Genomic DNA, 18,325 nt, shown 5'->3' with positions numbered 1-18,325 from the left:
ATTTAACGTTAATGGTATTAATACTACTTTTCAGTAATATAGGGGTCTTCAAAATCGAGTTTTAGCATAATTTCGGTTTCTAGCGCTTCCATCTCGTCTGCTTCTTCATCGATAATATGATCATAGCCGAGTAAATGTAAAGTTCCATGAATAACCATGTGCGCCCAATGTGCGGTCAGTGGTTTTTGTTGCTCTTGTGCTTCGCGTTCAACGACTTGTTTACAGATAATTAAATCGCCAAGCAAATTTAATTCAATACCTTCTGGCACCTCAAATGGAAATGACAGTACATTCGTAGGCTTGTCTTTACCACGGTAATCGCTATTAAGTTGTTGGCTTTCTTCGTTATCAACAATACGAATAGTGACTTCAGCACTTTCTTGAAAGAGTTTAACCGCAGCATCAAGCCAGGTTGTTAGTTGTGCTTCAGTTGGTAATTGCGATTCGTCTTCCGTCGCGATTTGTAAATCTAGTGTAGTATTCATGAATCTTTATCCTTACGGGCAATGCTATTTTCAAAGTTTTCATAAGCATCGACAATTTTTGCAACAACAGGATGACGCACCACATCATTAGATATGAATACGTTAAAGCTAATGTCTTTTACTGGTTCTAAAACATCCATCGCATGACGTAAGCCTGACGTTATGTGTTTCGGTAGATCAACTTGCGTAATATCACCTGTGATCACCGCTTTAGAATTAAAACCAATACGGGTTAAAAACATTTTCATTTGTTCGATGGTGGTATTTTGACTCTCATCTAAAATAATAAACGCATCATTGAGTGTACGGCCACGCATATAGGCAAGTGGTGCTATCTCTATGACATTACGCTCAATTAAACGTTCCACTTTTTCAAAACCAAGCATCTCAAATAACGCATCATAAAGAGGGCGTAAATATGGGTCGACTTTTTGGCTTAAATCACCGGGTAGAAAACCAAGTTTTTCACCTGCTTCAACGGCTGGGCGAGTCAGTAAAATTCTACGTACCTCTTGACGCTCTAAGGCATCCACAGCTGCTGCAACGGCTAAATAGGTTTTACCTGTACCTGCTGGACCAATACCAAAGGTGATATCATGCGTTAAAATATTCGCAATGTAATTGGCTTGGTTGTCACCACGCGGCTTAATCATGCCACGCTTGGTTTTAATCACAGTATTAAAACTCGCGACTTTTGGTGCTGATACTGGTTCTGGTTCGAGTAAACGGCATGCTTGTATTGCAAGGTGGATTTGCTCAGGCTCAATATCGCTTACTTGGCCTTTAACAGGCTGAGTTTCAATATAAAGATTTCGTAGAATATCCATGCAACTGTGCGCGTTAACCGGATTACCGGTAATATGGAATTGATTATTTTGATAAGTAATTTCAACCTCTAAACGACGTTCAAGTTGTTTAAGATTGTCATCAAATGGGCCACATAAATGAGCTAATCTCGCCCCGTCAGCCGGTTCTAAAAATATGTCTAGCGTTGTGGTGTTCTGGTTCAAAATAGTCTCATTAGGCAGAGCCATTAATGGTCTTAATGGCTCTTAGTCTATCTCTTATGGGTTGAACTTAGCAACACCTAGCTCATCCGGTTGATTTGTAGCACGCGCCAAGATATCACTTGGTTTAACGTCACTACGTAGACCCATTTCATCTTCACCACGGATAAATACACCACGGATAGAGTTAGGGAATACATCAACAATGTCGACATCAACAAAGGTACCGATTAGATCCGGAGAACCTTCGAAGTTAACAACACGGTTGTTTTCAGTTCGACCAGTCAGTTCCATGATGTTTTTCTTCGACGGACCTTCAACTAAAATACGTTGTGTAGTATTAACCATATTTCGGCCAATTTTTTGCGACATTTGGCTAATACGAGTTTGTAGAATAGCCAGACGCTCTTTTTTCTCTTCTAATGATACATCATCAGGTAAATCTGCTGCAGGCGTACCAGGACGTGCACTGTAGATAAAGCTGAAGCTGATATCGTATTCAATATCTTCAATCAATTTCATGGTATCAGCGAAGTCTTGTTTGCTTTCACCTGGGAAACCGATGATGAAATCTGAACTCATCACTAGACCCGGACGTGCTTTACGCAGTTTACGGATTAATGATTTGTATTCGATTGCAGTGTGCGAACGTTTCATTAGCGTAAGGATACGGTCTGAACCTGATTGCACTGGAAGATGTAAGTGCGATACAACTTCAGGTGTGTCTTTATAAACTTCAACGATATCACTTGTGAATTCAATTGGGTGGCTCGTTGTATAGCGAATACGGTCAATACCATCAATTGCAGCAACATAACGTAAAAGATCTGCAAATGAACACATATCATCGTCATCGTGCATTTCGCCACGGTATGCATTGGCATTCTGACCAAGTAGATTTACTTCACGTACACCTTGCTCTGCAAGTTGTGCTATTTCGTAAAGGATATCGTCAAGTGGACGACTTACTTCTTCGCCACGCGTATAAGGTACAACGCAGAACGTACAGTATTTTGAACAGCCTTCCATGATAGATACGAATGCTGATACACCTTCGGCACGTGGCTCTGGTAAGCGATCGAATTTTTCAATTTCAGGGAAGCTAACGTCAACAAGCCCTTTTTTACCCGCTTGTGCATCATTAATCATTTCTGGTAAACGGTGTAAGGTTTGTGGACCAAATACAAGGTTTACGATAGGTGCGCGTTTTTGAATTTCAGCACCTTCTTGTGATGCTACGCAACCGCCTACACCGATCACTAATTTTGGATTACGCTTTTTAAGTTTTTTCCAACGACCTAGTTGGTGGAATACTTTTTCTTGCGCTTTTTCTCTGATAGAACAGGTGTTTAATAGAAGAACATCCGCTTCCTCTGGGTTTTCAGTCAGTTCAAAACCATTTTCGGCATTTAACAAGTCTGCCATTTTTGATGAATCGTACTCGTTCATCTGGCAGCCCCAGGTTTTAATGTGCAGTTTTTTACTCATTATCCACGTTGCTCTTTATTATTTATTGCGATATTCAAGTTGTGTGAAAACACACAGAAGATCGCGTATTCTACTGCCTTAATAGTCTGTTGACTAGACGTGATCGAGTCTTCTGTGCATAAATTTACTGTAATTTTCATTGGGCAAAGCAATCATTTCGGCGTAAAGCTTGTTAGAATTCTGATTCGATAAGAATTTATCCTTAAACGGTTCAGGAAGCATGATGCAGGAATTTGATGTAATAATTGTTGGTGGCGGAATGGTTGGTGCTAGCACCGCTAATTTACTCGCGCCTTCGGGACTTAAGATCGCAGTAATTGAAGCACAAACACCGCCCGCTTTTTCATTCGAACAGCCGATGGATCTGCGTGTTTCAGCGATTAGCTTAGCGTCTCAACAATTACTCGTTGCAACTGGTGCTTGGACTAATATCAGCGGAATGCGTTTGTGTCCTTATCGTCGTTTAGAGACTTGGGATCAAGGTGGTTGTGAAACTAAATTTCACGCTAATGATATTGGTTACGACAAATTAGGTTATATCATTGAAAATCGAGTGATTCAACTGGGCTTACTTGAAGCGATGAAGCGCCATTCTAATGTGCATCTACTTTGCCCTGAAAAAGTTGCAACGCTAGAGCAGTGCAGTGAATACGCTCAAATAACGTTAACTTCTGGTACGAAACTGCAAGCTAAGTTAGTTCTTGGTGCTGATGGTGCTAATTCGATTATCCGTCAACAAAGTAATATTGGTATTAGTAGTTGGGATTATCGCCAAAGCTGTATGCTCATTAATATTGATACCGAGCAGGCACAGCAAGACGTTACTTGGCAGGAATTTTCGCCGACAGGACCAATGGCGTTATTACCACTACCAGGACATAAAGCCTCTTTGGTTTGGTATCATCAGACCGCACAAATAAATCATTTGAGTAAATTATCGAATGCTGAACTGAAAGTGGAAGTGCAAAAACATTTTCCTGATCTGATCGGTGAATTTGAAATTACTAATCATGGCTCATTTCCGCTGACTCGACGTCATGCACAGCAGTACTATAAAGGTCGAGTTGTTTTACTTGGTGATGCTGCACATACAATTAATCCATTAGCAGGGCAGGGCGTTAATATCGGGTTTAAAGATGTGAACGTGCTATGTGAACTGATTCGAAGTGCAGTGATAGAAGGTGAAGCTTGGGATACCGAATTATTATTAAACCAATATCAGCGTAGTCGTAAACCAGACAACCTATTAATGCAAACCAGCATGGATCTGTTTTATTCTGTATTCAGTAATAACTCTGCGCCCGCTAAAGTGTTGCGTAATCTTGGATTAGCTATCGCACAGCGCGCCGGACCATTAAAGCGTCAGGCGCTACGCTATGCCATTGGGTTAAACTAATTCTAGCGTGTTAACTTAGTTTAAACTCTTTTACTTTTGTCAGTAGTTCAGTGGAATGGGTTAATAGTTCCTGACTGATGCTATTGGCATGGGTAGCGACGACTGTTGTTTCGTCGGAATGAACGGTAATCGTCTCTATATTATGTTGAATATCAGTAGTTAAGTTCTGCTGTGTTGCAGATGACTCGGTGACTGAATCATTTAACTGATTAATTTCCTGCATTTCTCGTGCAATCTCATTCAACATTTCAGCTAATTGTGACACTTTTATCGCACCTGATGCCGCGGTTGTTTTTGCGGTGTCCATCGCCTTAAACGAACTATTCGATGTTTCGGTTAATGTACTCACAATTGCTTGTATCTCGTGAGTCGAGTTATTTGTCTTTATGGCTAATGCACGAACTTCTTCTGCAACGACAGCAAAGCCTCGTCCTCTTTCTCCTGCTCTGGCTGCTTCAATGGCGGCATTAAGCGCTAATAAATTGGTTTGTTCGGAAATAGAGTTAATCACACCTAATATTTTTGTCACATTATTGGTTTGCTCACCAAGTTGATGCATTTTATCGACAACATGATCGAGTTGCGTTGTCAGCGTGGTAATTTCATCAATTGTTGCACTTGCGAGTAAATTACCCTTGTTTGTTTCTAATGCGGCCTGTGATGATGCTGCCTTGGTTAGATTGGCTTTAGACTGAATATCTTCGACTTGAATCTGCATATTAGCAATACTGGCGTTAATTGTTTCCGCTTCTTGTTTTTGTTGATGTGCAGAGTTGTAGGTTTGTGTTGATGCGGTGCTTAATTTAGTCGATATATCTTCTAAGTTTTCTGCGGTATTTAATACATGGGTTAAGCTGTAATGGAAATTACTCATCATGTAGTTAAACGATGTCACCATACGACCAATCTCATCATGATTTTTGACTTCAATGAGTGTCGTTACATCTTGAGTATCGCTTGCAAGCTCCATACTGTTAGTTAGCTCATTGATTGGCATTAAGATGACTTTACGAATAATGAGCAAGGTAAGTAAGAGTCCTGCAAATAATACGACAGCTAAGATTGCACTTGAGCGTAAAATATTTTGTTGTACTTGCTGGTAGAAACCTGTCAGAGAGTATTCGAGTCTTACCGCGCCGAGTACATCGCCTTCTTTTGCATTGTGGCAAGCGGTACAATCAGTGCCACGGTAATTTTTTGATGCAATGAGTGGTTTGGTGATCATTAATTTTTCACCTTCTGGGCTGCTTACCACTTGGCTTATTACTTCTCCGGTTAATGCTCGTCGGTCAAAGTCATCTTGTATCTGCTCACTCGCGAACCCTGCTCCGTATAGTTGATTAACTTTATCGCCACGGATCACGCGTATATCTGCAATATTTTCATTCTCTAGCATCTTGTGGCGTAATGTTTCACGTTGATTGATGCTACCGGTTAGCATCATGGTATTTAAGCTATCAAAATAAGTGTCGGCTTGTTCATGTGCTTGTTGTTCTAGAATGGATAAAACAAGATCTGTTTCTTGTTTACTTTGTGATAATGCTGAAATAGCCAGGATCAGAATAAAAAGGGTACTTAATGCGAGGTTTATTTTTTTAGTGATAGATAAGTTTCGTAGCATCTTTTTTTCCCATCATAAAATCAATCAAATATCTCAACGACTTAATGACAGCTATTGGTATTTAATTTCACTGTATTTAGTCGAATTAATATTAACAAAATAACGCTTATACATATGTGATATCGACCATAAGGGGTATTTATTTAGAGGGGGATTGTAAATAGCGGTGAATTATCTGCGGTATCAATTTAAATAAAATAAATGATAGATATGAGGGGAGTTTATAGTTTTTTGTTTGTGTTAGTCAGTTGGGATTAAAATACTGAAATTAGAAATTAGAAATTAGAAATTAGAAATTAGAAATTAGAAATTAGAAATTAGAAATTAGAGGAGGTATTCATGGGGAGAAGTTGGAAAGAAGTGGCAGGGATATGAGGATTTGAACCTCAGAATCCCGAGATCAAAACCCGGTGCCTTACCGCTTGGCGATATCCCTACAATTCTTTGCTACAGCATTGCTGTATTGTGCAATAAAACATGGTGCGGAAGGAGAGACTTGAACTCTCACACCTTACGATACTAGAACCTAAATCTAGCGCGTCTACCAATTCCGCCACTTCCGCAATGTTTTATTTTAAAATAAGAATGGTGGCCATGACGGGACTTGAACCTGTGACCCCAGCATTATGAGTGCTGTGCTCTAACCAGCTGAGCTACATGGCCATTCTTACTTTTTTTCATCTTATCCGTATAAATACGAATTAGATAAAGTGGCAGGGATATGAGGATTTGAACCTCAGAATCCCGAGATCAAAACCCGGTGCCTTACCGCTTGGCGATATCCCTACAAATCTTATATAACCGAAGTTATATTTAAAGCATGGTGCGGAAGGAGAGACTTGAACTCTCACACCTTGCGATACTAGAACCTAAATCTAGCGCGTCTACCAATTCCGCCACTTCCGCACAATATTCTTTATCTTTACAAGGTTGGTAGTATTGAATGGTTAGAGTTCAATAAACCTTACAAAGTTAACACTGACTAAGTCTGTGTTGGTATATGGCAGGGATATGAGGATTTGAACCTCAGAATCCCGAGATCAAAACCCGGTGCCTTACCGCTTGGCGATATCCCTACAATTTGTTCATGACAATGTCATGTTAAAGCATGGTGCGGAAGGAGAGACTTGAACTCTCACACCTTGCGATACTAGAACCTAAATCTAGCGCGTCTACCAATTCCGCCACTTCCGCACAATATTCTTTATATTTATAAACTTGGTAGTGTTAATCAAATTAATGATAAACAGTGTTTATAAATTTAACAATCCGCTAAATAGCCAATCGTTATATATAATGGCAGGGATATGAGGATTTGAACCTCAGAATCCCGAGATCAAAACCCGGTGCCTTACCGCTTGGCGATATCCCTACAATTCGAATTAAGATGGTGGCCATGACGGGACTTGAACCTGTGACCCCAGCATTATGAGTGCTGTGCTCTAACCAGCTGAGCTACATGGCCATCTTAAATCTCATTCCGACTAGCAGTTACCTGTTTCGTTGGAACGGGGCGCATTATGCTAATAACAGCCAAGTTCGTCAACTATTTTTTAGTTAAAAAACATTTTTAATGACGCTTGTTGAATTTGTGTACAAATCCTGTTGTCACTCTATGCTATTTGTATCAAAACTGCAAACATTGATAATTCAACGTAGTTATTACGTGTTTTTATTAATTGCGCCTAAGCTTCGCGATTTCACTATAATTCGCTTATTTAATTCATATAGTGCAGATTTATTTACATTAAGCTCGTTTACAGACGCCAGAAACAACAAACGCCGGCAATTGCCAGCGTTTTAGTGTGCTTACTTTAGATATAAACTAAGGTACTTAGCTTAAGTAAAGTTATACGTTGAAACGGAAATGTACAACATCACCATCTTTAACGATGTAATCTTTACCTTCTAGACGCCATTGACCAGCAGTCTTAGCGCCTGCTTCACCTTTGTGCTCAATGAACGCTGCATAAGGCGTTACTTCTGCACGGATGAAACCTTTTTCGAAGTCAGTGTGGATCTTACCTGCCGCTTGTGGTGCAGTTGCGTTTACAGGGATAGTCCATGCACGTACTTCTTTAACACCAGCTGTGAAGTAAGTTTGTAGTGTTAGTAGTTCATAACCAGCACGAATTACACGGTTAAGACCCGGTTCTTCGATACCCATGTCTTCCATGAACTCTGCACGTTCTTCATCTTCAAGTTCAGCAATATCTGCTTCCATTGATGCACAGATCGCAACAACAACTGCATTTTCTGTCGCTGCAAGTGCACGTACTGCATCTAGATGCTCGTTATCTTCAAAACCATCTTCATCTACGTTAGCGATGTACATTGTTGGTTTCAATGTTAAAAAGTTCATGTATTCAATCGCTGCAATCTCTTCTTTAGAAAGTTCTAAAGAACGGATCATTTCACCTTCAGCAAGGTGAGCAATGATTTTTTCAACAACAGGTACTTCAAATTTAGCGTCTTTATCGCCGCCTTTTGCTTTTTTAGCTAAACGTAGCAATGCGCGTTCACAGCTATCTAGATCCGCTAGAGCAAGTTCTGTGTTGATGATTTCGATATCATCTAATGGTGCAATTTTGTTGTTCACGTGAATGATGTTTTCATTTTCAAAACAACGTACAACATGACCAATTGCATCTGTTTCACGGATGTTTGCTAGGAATTTGTTACCTAGACCTTCACCTTTTGATGCGCCAGCTACTAAGCCTGCGATATCAACGAATTCCATTGTAGTTGGTAATACGCGCTCAGGGTTTACAATTGCAGACAGTGCGTCTAAACGCTTATCTGGCACTGGTACTACACCTGTATTCGGCTCGATTGTGCAGAATGGGAAATTGGCAGCTTCGATACCAGCTTGTGTTAATGCATTAAATAGTGTTGATTTACCTACGTTTGGTAAGCCTACGATACCGCATTTAAAACCCATGATTTTTACCTTCTTTGCTATGTACTAAAATTGGTTCACACAGCTAAATAATTTATCTGTGTGTGTTTAATTACTTATTTTTTATTAATTAATCATTGTGCTTTAAACGTATGTAAACGACTCATCGCTTTAACCATACCGTCTTTAGCTAAAATATCGATACAGCGGACTGCTTCATCAATTGCTGCATCCATTTGTTCTTGTTCTATTTTTTGTGCTTTACCAAGTACGTATCCGGTTACTTTTTCTTTACTGCCCGGGTGGCCAATGCCAATACGTAGACGGTAGAATTCTTTGCTGTTTGCCATCTTACTAATGATATCTTTAAGACCATTATGGCCACCATGGCTACCGCCTTGCTTAAATTTAGCGACTCCAGGTGGTAAATCGAGTTCATCGTGAACAACTAAAATCTGTGTGATTTCAATTTGGTAGAATTTTGCCAGTGCAGCAACTGATTTACCGCTTAAATTCATGAACGTAGTCGGTACGAGTAAGCGTACATCTTGGCCTGCCACATTAATACGGGCTGTATGACCAAAATATTTTGTTTCTTCACGTAACTGTGTGTTGTGCCATTTTGCTAATTCGTTAATAAACCAGGCACCAGCATTATGACGTGTGCGGCTGTATTCTTGTCCTGGATTTGCCAGGCCGACAATTAAACGAATGTCGTTGCTCATGGTATACCTATAATTGCTGTAATGATTGCGTAATGAGTTATCTAGCCAATAGCTTCGTTACTCATTGAATAAAAAACGCGCTATTTTACCCTGTGTCAGGGAAAACCTCAACTGACGAGTGAGTGAAAGGTCTGAACGTGAGTTGTTACGTTATTATTTGGGGAAGTGGTAGAACTAAAAAACCGAGTCTGGCATCACCAAACTCGGTTTTATTGCAGTGCTTAAATTTAGTTACTGAACGTTTTAAAGAGTCTTAACAGATGCTTTAAAAAGTAGTCTAAATTATTTAAACATTGCCGAAATAGATTCTTCATTGCTAACGCGGCGAATTGATTCTGCAAGCATAGGGCTTAAGCTTAATACGCGAACGTTTGGTAGAGCAGCAATTTCTGGAGATAGTGGTACTGAGTCTGTTACAACGATTTCGTCGATACAAGAATCACGTAGGTTCTCTACTGCATTACCAGAGAATACTGGGTGAGTCGCGTAAGCAAATACACGTTTCGCGCCATTTTTCTTTAGTGCTACTGCTGCTGCACATAATGTACCGCCAGTATCGATCATGTCATCAACAAGGATACAGTCACGGTCTTTAACATCACCAATAATATGCATTACTTGTGCTACGTTTGCTTTTGGACGACGTTTGTCGATAATCGCAAGGTCAGCTTCGTCAAGTAATTTAGCGTTAGCACGAGCACGTACAACACCACCGATATCCGGAGATACGATCACTGGGTTTTCAAGATTCTTTTCTTGCATGTCTTCTAATAATACTGGCGTACCAAATACATTATCAACAGGCACATCGAAGAAACCTTGGATTTGTTCAGCATGTAGATCAACCGTTAATACACGGTCAACACCAACACTTGAAAGGAAATCTGCAACAACTTTAGCTGTAATTGGCACACGAGAAGAACGTACACGACGATCTTGACGAGCATAACCAAAGTAAGGGATTACTGCAGTAATACGGCCAGCAGATGCGCGACGCATTGCGTCAACCATAACGATCAATTCCATTAGGTTGTCGTTAGTTGGTGCACAAGTAGACTGTAGGATGAAGATATCTCCACCACGTACATTTTCTTCAATTTCAACACTAATTTCACCATCGCTAAAGCGACCAACTTTGGCTTTGCCAAGTTGAATGAAAAGGCGGTCTGCAACTTTCTGTGCAAGTTCTGGTGTAGCGTTACCAGCAAAGAGCTTCATGTCGGGCACGGTGTAACCTCAGGTAATCGATGTATTTGGCCGGGATATAATTATACTCCTAAACAGCGAACTGCTTAGTAGAGATCCCCAGCGTTAATCTCTTAGAATTTGGTAACAACTTAATAGCTAAGATTCAAGTATTGCATTTATTTTCTAGTGTTCATTATTATTGCGCAGTGTTTTTCAATCATGCAATAGTCGCGTTTTCTAAATCACGTAATAATGGTGATTTATTTAAGCTCTTCGCGATATAAATTTGCATGCCTTCAGGCGCTTTAGCTAATACTGTTAATGCATCAGACTTAGTTTTAAACTCAGAAAAAACGCAACAACCGGAACCTGTCAGTCGAGATGGCGCATATTTTAGCAACCACTCTAATGCTTTTGCAACCTCGGGATGACGTTTTTTCACAGTTGGCTCAAAGTCATTTTTCCATTCTTCTTGTAACAACTGATGCAGCGGGCGTTTTGGCGTATCGCGGATTAACTCTGGGTCCGAAAATAATTTTGCAGTGTTGACCTGTGTGTCAGGTACTGCAATAAGATAATACTTCTCTTCTACCTCTATTGAGGTGAGAACTTCACCAATTCCTTCTGCAAATGCTGCATGGCCACGAACAAAGACTGGCACGTCTGCACCAAGTTTGACTCCTATTGCAGCTAATTGATCTTCATCCAACTGTAACTGCCATAATTTATTTAGTGCGACTAAGGTCGTTGCAGCATCTGAAGAACCACCACCTAAACCGCCACCCATAGGTAGGTTTTTGGTGAGCTTAATGTCAGCACCTAGTGGTAATGATGAATGTGCTTTAAGCGCCATGGCTGCTTGATAGATGATATTTTCGGTAACGGGTACACCCGGTATCTCAGGGGTAATCGTTATATCATCATTTAGATTAGGCGAGATGACTAACTCATCACCAATATCAACAAATTGAAATAATGTTTGTAACTCATGATAACCGTCGGGACGGCGACCATTTATATAAAGAAAGAGATTTAGTTTTGCAGGTGCTGACCAGTGGCTAATCGTATTAGTTTGTTGCATTTAACTTCCAGTTTCGAGTCGATATTTTTATACGCATGTCATCATTTTTGATTTCAATATTTTTGGGTAACCACATATTATCGATGCGTTGATATTTAGTATAGCGGAGCGTCCAGCCTTGTGGATGAGTCGCTTTAGTTACTCGGCCAAAGCTATCAAGGGTAATATCGTCGGTAAGCGGATCACCTAAGATCCAAGAACGTAACTCGCTTACCGGAATAGGTATTGGACTGAGTTGGTTAATAAGCGCTTGCGTATTATTACTTTGATATTGACTATCATCGTCTAGAATTAGAGTCGAGATATTATCACTGCGCTTAATCGTGAGCACATGAATACCAAATGGCCCCGTTAAATTGATGTTGAAATCGTTAGTATATTGCTGCCAGTTTAACGTGGCAGAATGACGAGAGTCAGGACTAATAAACGCAATTTGTCCTTGTAGTTGCCAAGTTTTAATTTTTTGTAATTGCAACTGATGTTGCTGCCATAATTGTTCTGGACTACCCGTTGGCGCTTGGTACTGTGTTGTTGTACTACAGGCGCTGAGTAATACACTCACAATTAAGATGTAAATAGAACGCTGAAATGTCATAAGATACTCAAAAAAATAAAGTAATGATGATAAAGAGCAAGCATGGGCTTATAAAAACAGATATGCATGGTTTTGTCACTTTAAAAATTCATACTTTTTGCGTAGAATGAATGTTCTATTTGTTTTTATAACTATTCACTGTAAGTAATACATGACTCTGTTAGCACTTGGTATAAATCATAATACGGCACCTGTATCACTACGTGAAAAGGTCGCTTTTTCACCCGACAATATTGAAGATGCCTTTACCAGCATAATTGCTGAGGGCGTTGCTTCTGAGGCGGTGATAGTTTCAACTTGTAATCGTACAGAGATATATTGCAAGATTGAGCAAGGCCAACCTGAGCGTGTTACGCAGTGGTTAGTTGACTTCCATCAGATACCTGCTGATGAGCTTGCATCATGTACTTACCGTCATTACGATGCTGATGCGGTTCGTCATTTAATGCGTGTTGCAGGTGGTTTGGATTCACTCGTATTAGGTGAACCTCAAATTCTGGGACAGATAAAGCAAGCGTTTGCAAAAGCAAAACAATTAAATTCTGTCGCTCAGACCCTCGAAAAGCTATTTCAAAAAACATTTACAGCGGCAAAACGTGTGCGCACCGAAACTGAGATCGGTGCTAATGCGGTATCAGTCGCATTTGCAGCGGTGAGTTTAAGTAAACATATCTTTGATGATTTGTCGAAAACACGCGTGTTATTGATTGGTGCTGGTGAAACAATTGATCTTGTTGCTACCCATCTTGCAGAGCAAAATGTGAGTGAGATGATGGTGGCTAACCGTACCGTATCTCGTGCACAAGCGCTGGGTGAAAAGTTTGGTGCGACAACCTTTACGTTAGAAGAAATTCCTCAGCATTTACACAATGCCGATATTGTTATCAGCTCAACAGCAAGCCCATTACCGATAATAGGTAAAGGAATGATTGAAAGTGCGTTGAAACAACGTAAACAAAAACCGATTTTCTTGGTTGATATTGCGGTTCCGCGTGATATTGAAGAAGAGGTGGGGGAATTAGGTAACGCTTATTTATATACAGTGGATGACTTGCAAGGCATCATCGAACAAAATAAAGAAGCACGCCAAGATGCAGCGCAACAAGCTGAACATATTATTACTGAAGAAACATTGTTATTTTCTGAATGGATAGCATCATTATCAAGTGTTGATTCAATTAAAGAATACCGCACCTCTGCAATGGCTGAAAAAGAAATATTACTCGAAAGGGCAATCGCTGCGATGCAAAATGGCACCGACTGTGAGCGTGTACTGACCGAGTTAGCGAACAAATTAACGAATAAACTTATCCACGCGCCAACTCAAGCGTTAGTGAGTGCTGGTAAGCGTAATCAAGATGACGAACTATTATTAGTGCGTCGTGTTGTTGGTCTTGATTAGTAATTCTTCCTCTAAATGTAATAAATATTACAGTTGCTGATAATTAGTATTCATTAGCAACTGACCACTCTATTTCACCTGTTTTGGTACATATTAGGTATATCAATAGTAAATTATCGGAAAGCAATCGACTATTTCCTTACATATAGGTATCCTTGCCGATCACAACAAAGAAATAATTCATATTCAATTGCTGAAGCTGTCTGTAAGACTTCGGTGATCTATTTAACGGTAATACGAGAGTAAAGATGAAAGCATCGATCATTACAAAATTAGAAGCCCTAATCGAGCGTCATGAAGAAGTTCAGGCATTATTAGGTGAGCCAGAGATCATTAGTGATCAAGACCGTTACCGTGCACTGACAAAAGAATACGCGCAACTAGAGGAACTTGTTTCTTGCTTTAAAGAATATCAAGAAGCGAAAGATGACTTCGATTCTGCAGAAGAAATGCTAAAGGACGATGATCCTGATATGCGTGAAATGGCTGTTGAAGAATATAAAGAAAGCAAAGCAGCGGTTGCTCGTATTACTGATGAATTAGAAATTCTATTATTACCACGCGATCCAAATGACAGTAATAACTGTTTCTTAGAGATCCGTGCGGGTGCTGGTGGTGATGAAGCTGCAATTTTTGCAGGCGACCTTTACCGTATGTACAGCAAATATGCTGAGAAAAAAGGCTGGCGCTTATCAGTAATGAACTTAAGCGACAGTGATCAAGGCGGTTATAAAGAAGTTATCGTTAAGATGGAAGGTGAAGCTGTATTCGGTACGATGAAGTTTGAATCAGGTGGTCACCGTGTACAGCGTGTACCAGAAACTGAATCACAAGGCCGTATCCATACATCTGCTTGTACTGTTGTTGTTATGCCTGAGATCCCTGAATCTGAAGCGATTAGCATCAATACTGCAGACCTTAAAGTTGATACGTTCCGTGCATCAGGCGCGGGTGGTCAGCACGTAAATAAAACCGATTCTGCAATCCGTATTACGCATATTCCAACGGGTACTGTTGTTGAGTGTCAAGACGAACGTTCACAACATAAAAACCGTGCACGTGCAATGTCAATTCTACAAGCGCGTATTCAAGCAGCTGCAGATGAAGTTGTTCGTTTAGAAGAAGAAAGTACACGTCGTAGCCTAGTAGCAAGTGGTGATCGTTCTGAACGTATCCGTACTTATAACTACCCACAAGGCCGTGTAAGTGATCACCGTATCAACTTGACGCTTTACCGTCTAAACGAAGTAATGGAAGGTGAATTAGATGTATTGATTCAACCTATCATTCAAGAACATCAGGCAGATCAATTAGCGGCACTTGCTGAAGCTGATTAATATGTCGAGTACTGTGAAAACAATCGCACAACTACTGCAGTGGGCTGTTACTCAGCTTGCTGACAGTGAAAGCCCTAAACTTGATGCTGAAGTCATCCTTTGTTCTTTACTCGAAAAAGATCGCAGTTATCTTTTTACTTGGGATGACAAGGTATTGGATGATGACGTTATTAGTCGTTTTTCTGCCCTGATCTCTCGCCGTCAAGCGGGTGAACCTGTCGCGCATATTCTTGGTTTTCGTGAATTTTGGTCATTAGAATTAGAGGTGTCACCTGATACGTTAATTCCAAGACCTGATACGGAAGTGTTAGTGGAACAAGCGCTGGCTATTATGCCAACTTCTGCTTGTCAGGTATTAGATTTAGGGACAGGTACGGGCGCTATTGCGCTGGCACTTGCCTCAGAATTACCACAAGCAACAGTGACAGCGATCGAATATAACCAAGGTGCAGCAGCACTAGCGCGTCGAAATGTGAAACGCTGTGGATTGGATGTAACTGTGTTACAAGGCAGTTGGTTTGAACCGTTAGATAGCGAACAACGTTTTGATGTGATTGTGAGTAATCCGCCTTACATCGAAGAACATGATCCACATTTAGCGATGGGTGACGTGCGTTTTGAACCGCTAACTGCGTTAGTTTCTGATGATGATGGACTTGCTGATCTTAAGCACATTATTAACCAAGGTTATCAGTTTTTAACAACAGATGGCTGGTTATTAGTCGAGCATGGTTTTGACCAAGGTGCTGCAGTACGCGCGTTATTTAACGCATCAGATTATCATCAGGTTATTACTCATAAAGACTATGGTAATAACGATCGTATTACTGTCGGACAACGAAAAGAAGCCTAATCAATGGATATTGTTATTCCGCTGCATATCGCGACGCTGCTATTAAGCGTAGTCATGTATTTTGTAAATTTTGCCTTCACAGTGAAGCAATCACCATATCTTGAGCACGCCGGTTTTATTAAATCGCGTCAAGTGATCGATATGATCACCATCATGATGATTGCGTTAGTGTGTATGGTTTCTGGTCGTGCGCCATTTGATGATACGGTCATGACAGAAAAATTATTGTCGACACTCTCTATCGCCTTTATGGTGTACATGTCACTACAGCAAGGTAAGAATTTATTTTTCCGTTGCTTTGCATTTGTAGGGAGTATTGGCTGGTTATTTTATGTGTATTCACTGGCCGTTAACGGCGAAGCATATTTGCTGAGGTAATGATGGAATTAGATGCAAATGCAGCGCTGACAGACACTGAGTTGACTGACACGAACACTGCAGAGAATGATAACGACGAGATGCAGGTTGATGAATACGATGATGAGCTTGCTGAAGAAGTACTCATGATCGACAACGTCATGCTAGCGAGTTTGTCTGCCATTGAAGAAGTGACAGAAAAAGCGTTATTAGAAGACGCGATTATCGAACTTGATGCGTTGATTGAGCTAATCGAAGTTGATATGCAAGGCTTTACTTGTGAAGCAGAGAAGCGTGACCAGCTATTGTATCTGTTTTATCAACAGCTTGGTTTTTCAGGCGATTGGCGTAAATGGCTTGAACTCGACAGTGTATTATTACACAAGGTAATTAGTACGCGTAACGGTGTGCCGCTGTCGTTAGGCACGGTATTTATGTACTTCGCTGAACATTTTGAAGTCGATGTGACTGGTATTTTATTTCCAGGGCAGTTTGTTTTACGCTTTGGCAGTAAAGATGATGGTAAGTATGTTGACCCAGCTGATGGGCAAGAGCTTGATCATCATAAATTACAGGTGTTATTACGTGGCATTGAGGGTAATCACGCCCTGTTATCAGACGATGATTTGTTAGAAGCCACTAATGAAATGCATTACTTGCGCTTATTACAGGTACTAAAAGCAGCCTTAATACGTGATGAGCATTTTTCTTACGCATTACGTAGTATTGATCTTATTTTAGAGCTTGAACCTGATGAGCCTTACGAGATCCGTGACCGAGGCTTTTTGTTACAACAACTAGATTGTAAAAAGCTAGCGAGCGAAGATTTTTCTTATTTTATTGAACAATGTCCAGATGATCCGATTACTCGGGTGTTGAAAGCGCAAGTTGAAGAACTCGCTGCGGCTAATGATACGATTCATTAAAATTAACCGATTTGAAATGGACCCTTTAAGGTAACAATTATGAATGCAAAAATAGTAAAAATTGGTAACGATATTATTTGTGCCAACGATCTACCATTTGTGTTATTTGGTGGTATCAACGTATTAGAAGACGAACTAACGACGCTACGCGCTGTTGAAGCGTATAAAACGGTGACTGATAAACTAGGTATCCCTTTTGTATTTAAAGCGTCTTTTGATAAAGCAAACCGTTCAAGCATCCATTCTTTCCGTGGTGTTGGTATGGAAAAAGGTTTAAACATTTTCCAACGTGTTAAAGCTGAATTTAATGTGCCAATCATTACTGACGTACATACTGAAGCACAGTGCCAACCGGTTGCTGATGTTGTTGATGTTATCCAATTACCGGCTTTTCTTGCTCGTCAAACTGACCTAGTGCAAGCAATGGCGGCAACTGGCGCTGTGATTAACATTAAAAAACCACAGTTTATGTCTCCACATCAAGTGGGCAATATCGTTGATAAGTTTGCTGAATGTGGCAATGAGAAAGTGATCTTATGTGAACGTGGCCATTGCCATGGTTACGATAACCTTGTGGTTGATCCACTTGCATTCGGTGTAATGAAAGAGCTAACTCAAGGTACGCCAATCATCTTAGACAGTACGCATGCAACGCAACAGCGTGATGCAGGCAGTGCCGCTTCTGGTGGTCGTCGTAAGCAAGTACCTGAATTAAGTTATGCGGGTCTAGCGACGGGTATTGCGGGTTTATTCATTGAAGCACATGAAAACCCAGCACAAGCACGTTGTGACGGTCCATCTGCATTACCTTTTGCTAAGTTAGAAGCATTTTTATCACAAGCAAAAGCGATTGATGATGTAGTGAAGAGTTTTACTGCGATTGATATCGATTAATTTTAGGTATAAAAAAAGCGCTGTAATGATACAGCGCTAAAAATCTTTGACCAAATAATACAAGTGTATTA

Annotated in this window: 16 protein-coding genes and 9 tRNA genes; 7 read left to right on the top strand and 18 right to left on the bottom strand. The window is 40.4% G+C overall.

The annotated features are described in order from the left end of the window. Nucleotides 1-23: 23 nt before the first annotated feature. Genes ybeY through miaB form a run of 3 tightly spaced genes read right to left on the bottom strand, consistent with a single transcriptional unit; the run spans nt 24 to nt 2,980 of the window. On the bottom strand, nt 24-485 hold the full coding sequence (ybeY, locus tag HWV00_RS18205) for an rRNA maturation RNase YbeY (protein ID WP_211683650.1): 462 nt from the start codon (nt 483-485) through the stop codon (nt 24-26). Continuing rightward, a complete protein-coding gene (locus tag HWV00_RS18200; protein ID WP_211683649.1) occupies nt 482-1,519 on the bottom strand; it encodes a PhoH family protein in 1,038 nt (345 codons plus the stop codon). Before HWV00_RS18200 ends, ybeY begins: the two co-directional genes overlap by 4 nt. 30 nt (nt 1,520-1,549) lie before the next feature. Then, nucleotides 1,550-2,980: a tRNA (N6-isopentenyl adenosine(37)-C2)-methylthiotransferase MiaB gene (miaB, locus tag HWV00_RS18195; protein ID WP_211683648.1), complete on the bottom strand. Its 1,431-nt coding sequence runs from the start codon at nt 2,978-2,980 to the stop codon at nt 1,550-1,552. 223 nt (nt 2,981-3,203) lie between these two features. On the opposite strand from miaB, the gene HWV00_RS18190 reads away from it, so the two are divergent. Next, entirely contained in the window at nt 3,204-4,376 is a 1,173-nt protein-coding gene (locus HWV00_RS18190; RefSeq protein ID WP_211686687.1) for an FAD-dependent oxidoreductase, read from the top strand. 10 nt (nt 4,377-4,386) lie between these two features. On the opposite strand, the gene HWV00_RS18185 is transcribed toward HWV00_RS18190, so the two are convergent. The 15 genes from HWV00_RS18185 to lolB all read right to left on the bottom strand — a co-directional run bounded on the left by HWV00_RS18185 (nt 4,387) and on the right by lolB (nt 12,485). Further along, nucleotides 4,387-5,997, bottom strand: a complete 1,611-nt coding sequence (locus HWV00_RS18185; RefSeq protein ID WP_211683647.1) for a methyl-accepting chemotaxis protein — start codon at nt 5,995-5,997, stop codon at nt 4,387-4,389. Nucleotides 5,998-6,358: 361 nt separating this feature from the next. After that, a tRNA-Gln gene (locus HWV00_RS18180) sits at nt 6,359-6,433 on the bottom strand. A 42-nt stretch (nt 6,434-6,475) separates the two neighbouring features. Continuing rightward, nucleotides 6,476-6,560, bottom strand: a tRNA-Leu gene (locus HWV00_RS18175). 23 nt (nt 6,561-6,583) lie between these two features. Continuing rightward, a tRNA-Met gene (locus HWV00_RS18170) sits at nt 6,584-6,660 on the bottom strand. Between the two features lie 48 nt (nt 6,661-6,708). Further along, nucleotides 6,709-6,783: transfer RNA gene (locus tag HWV00_RS18165), tRNA-Gln, on the bottom strand. A 35-nt stretch (nt 6,784-6,818) separates the two neighbouring features. After that, nucleotides 6,819-6,903 (bottom strand) — tRNA-Leu (locus HWV00_RS18160). 95 nt (nt 6,904-6,998) lie between these two features. Continuing rightward, nucleotides 6,999-7,073 (bottom strand) — tRNA-Gln (locus HWV00_RS18155). Nucleotides 7,074-7,106: 33 nt separating this feature from the next. After that, nucleotides 7,107-7,191, bottom strand: a tRNA-Leu gene (locus tag HWV00_RS18150). A gap of 103 nt (nt 7,192-7,294) precedes the next feature. Next, nucleotides 7,295-7,369: transfer RNA gene (locus HWV00_RS18145), tRNA-Gln, on the bottom strand. 16 nt (nt 7,370-7,385) lie between these two features. After that, nucleotides 7,386-7,462: transfer RNA gene (locus HWV00_RS18140), tRNA-Met, on the bottom strand. A 384-nt stretch (nt 7,463-7,846) separates the two neighbouring features. Beyond that, nucleotides 7,847-8,938, bottom strand: coding sequence for a redox-regulated ATPase YchF (ychF, locus tag HWV00_RS18135; protein ID WP_211683646.1), 1,092 nt, complete (start codon nt 8,936-8,938; stop codon nt 7,847-7,849). A gap of 92 nt (nt 8,939-9,030) precedes the next feature. After that, on the bottom strand, nt 9,031-9,621 hold the full coding sequence (pth, locus tag HWV00_RS18130) for an aminoacyl-tRNA hydrolase (protein WP_211683644.1): 591 nt from the start codon (nt 9,619-9,621) through the stop codon (nt 9,031-9,033). Nucleotides 9,622-9,903: 282 nt separating this feature from the next. Then, nucleotides 9,904-10,848, bottom strand: a complete 945-nt coding sequence (locus HWV00_RS18125; RefSeq protein WP_211683642.1) for a ribose-phosphate pyrophosphokinase — start codon at nt 10,846-10,848, stop codon at nt 9,904-9,906. 178 nt (nt 10,849-11,026) lie between these two features. Further along, nucleotides 11,027-11,890, bottom strand: coding sequence for a 4-(cytidine 5'-diphospho)-2-C-methyl-D-erythritol kinase (gene ispE, locus HWV00_RS18120; protein WP_211683640.1), 864 nt, complete (start codon nt 11,888-11,890; stop codon nt 11,027-11,029). Beyond that, on the bottom strand, nt 11,877-12,485 hold the full coding sequence (lolB, locus tag HWV00_RS18115) for a lipoprotein insertase outer membrane protein LolB (RefSeq protein WP_211683638.1): 609 nt from the start codon (nt 12,483-12,485) through the stop codon (nt 11,877-11,879). Before lolB ends, ispE begins: the two co-directional genes overlap by 14 nt. A 151-nt stretch (nt 12,486-12,636) precedes the next feature. Between lolB and hemA the strand changes: the two genes are divergently transcribed. From hemA to kdsA, 6 genes are all read left to right on the top strand, one after another. Further along, complete coding sequence (gene hemA, locus HWV00_RS18110; protein ID WP_211683636.1) at nt 12,637-13,887, top strand: glutamyl-tRNA reductase; 1,251 nt, start codon at nt 12,637-12,639, stop codon at nt 13,885-13,887. A gap of 248 nt (nt 13,888-14,135) precedes the next feature. Next, a complete protein-coding gene (gene prfA / locus HWV00_RS18105) occupies nt 14,136-15,224 on the top strand; it encodes a peptide chain release factor 1 (RefSeq protein WP_211683634.1) in 1,089 nt (362 codons plus the stop codon). 13 nt (nt 15,225-15,237) lie between these two features. Beyond that, nucleotides 15,238-16,077, top strand: coding sequence for a peptide chain release factor N(5)-glutamine methyltransferase (gene prmC / locus HWV00_RS18100; protein WP_304610864.1), 840 nt, complete (start codon nt 15,238-15,240; stop codon nt 16,075-16,077). 3 nt (nt 16,078-16,080) lie between these two features. Then, nucleotides 16,081-16,455, top strand: coding sequence for a SirB2 family protein (locus tag HWV00_RS18095; RefSeq protein ID WP_211683630.1), 375 nt, complete (start codon nt 16,081-16,083; stop codon nt 16,453-16,455). Beyond that, the gene (locus HWV00_RS18090; RefSeq protein ID WP_255554786.1) at nt 16,455-17,360 is read left to right on the top strand and encodes a SirB1 family protein; all 906 of its coding nucleotides are present in this window, start codon (nt 16,455-16,457) and stop codon (nt 17,358-17,360) included. The genes HWV00_RS18095 and HWV00_RS18090 overlap by 1 nt, the downstream gene beginning before the upstream one ends. Nucleotides 17,361-17,399: 39 nt before the next feature. Then, nucleotides 17,400-18,254 (top strand): 3-deoxy-8-phosphooctulonate synthase, encoded by an 855-nt coding sequence (gene kdsA, locus HWV00_RS18085; protein WP_211683628.1) that lies wholly within the window; start codon nt 17,400-17,402, stop codon nt 18,252-18,254. Nucleotides 18,255-18,325 lie beyond the last annotated feature (71 nt).

Origin of the sequence: Moritella sp. 24, from assembly GCF_018219155.1 — a bacterium.
Lineage (GTDB): Bacteria > Pseudomonadota > Gammaproteobacteria > Enterobacterales > Moritellaceae > Moritella.
Note: the sequence above shows the minus strand (reverse complement) of the source record. Positions and strands in the feature narration are given on the sequence as shown.

Coding starts and splice junctions, on each gene's coding strand:
- ybeY (WP_211683650.1), bottom strand. CDS start 485: ATGAATACTACACTAGATTTACAAATCGCGACGGAAGACGAATCGCAA.
- HWV00_RS18200 (WP_211683649.1), bottom strand. CDS start 1,519: ATGGCTCTGCCTAATGAGACTATTTTGAACCAGAACACCACAACGCTA.
- miaB (WP_211683648.1), bottom strand. CDS start 2,980: ATGAGTAAAAAACTGCACATTAAAACCTGGGGCTGCCAGATGAACGAG.
- HWV00_RS18190 (WP_211686687.1), top strand. CDS start 3,204: ATGCAGGAATTTGATGTAATAATTGTTGGTGGCGGAATGGTTGGTGCT.
- HWV00_RS18185 (WP_211683647.1), bottom strand. CDS start 5,997: ATGCTACGAAACTTATCTATCACTAAAAAAATAAACCTCGCATTAAGT.
- ychF (WP_211683646.1), bottom strand. CDS start 8,938: ATGGGTTTTAAATGCGGTATCGTAGGCTTACCAAACGTAGGTAAATCA.
- pth (WP_211683644.1), bottom strand. CDS start 9,621: ATGAGCAACGACATTCGTTTAATTGTCGGCCTGGCAAATCCAGGACAA.
- ispE (WP_211683640.1), bottom strand. CDS start 11,890: ATGCAACAAACTAATACGATTAGCCACTGGTCAGCACCTGCAAAACTA.
- lolB (WP_211683638.1), bottom strand. CDS start 12,485: ATGACATTTCAGCGTTCTATTTACATCTTAATTGTGAGTGTATTACTC.
- hemA (WP_211683636.1), top strand. CDS start 12,637: ATGACTCTGTTAGCACTTGGTATAAATCATAATACGGCACCTGTATCA.
- prfA (WP_211683634.1), top strand. CDS start 14,136: ATGAAAGCATCGATCATTACAAAATTAGAAGCCCTAATCGAGCGTCAT.
- HWV00_RS18095 (WP_211683630.1), top strand. CDS start 16,081: ATGGATATTGTTATTCCGCTGCATATCGCGACGCTGCTATTAAGCGTA.
- HWV00_RS18090 (WP_255554786.1), top strand. CDS start 16,455: ATGATGGAATTAGATGCAAATGCAGCGCTGACAGACACTGAGTTGACT.
- kdsA (WP_211683628.1), top strand. CDS start 17,400: ATGAATGCAAAAATAGTAAAAATTGGTAACGATATTATTTGTGCCAAC.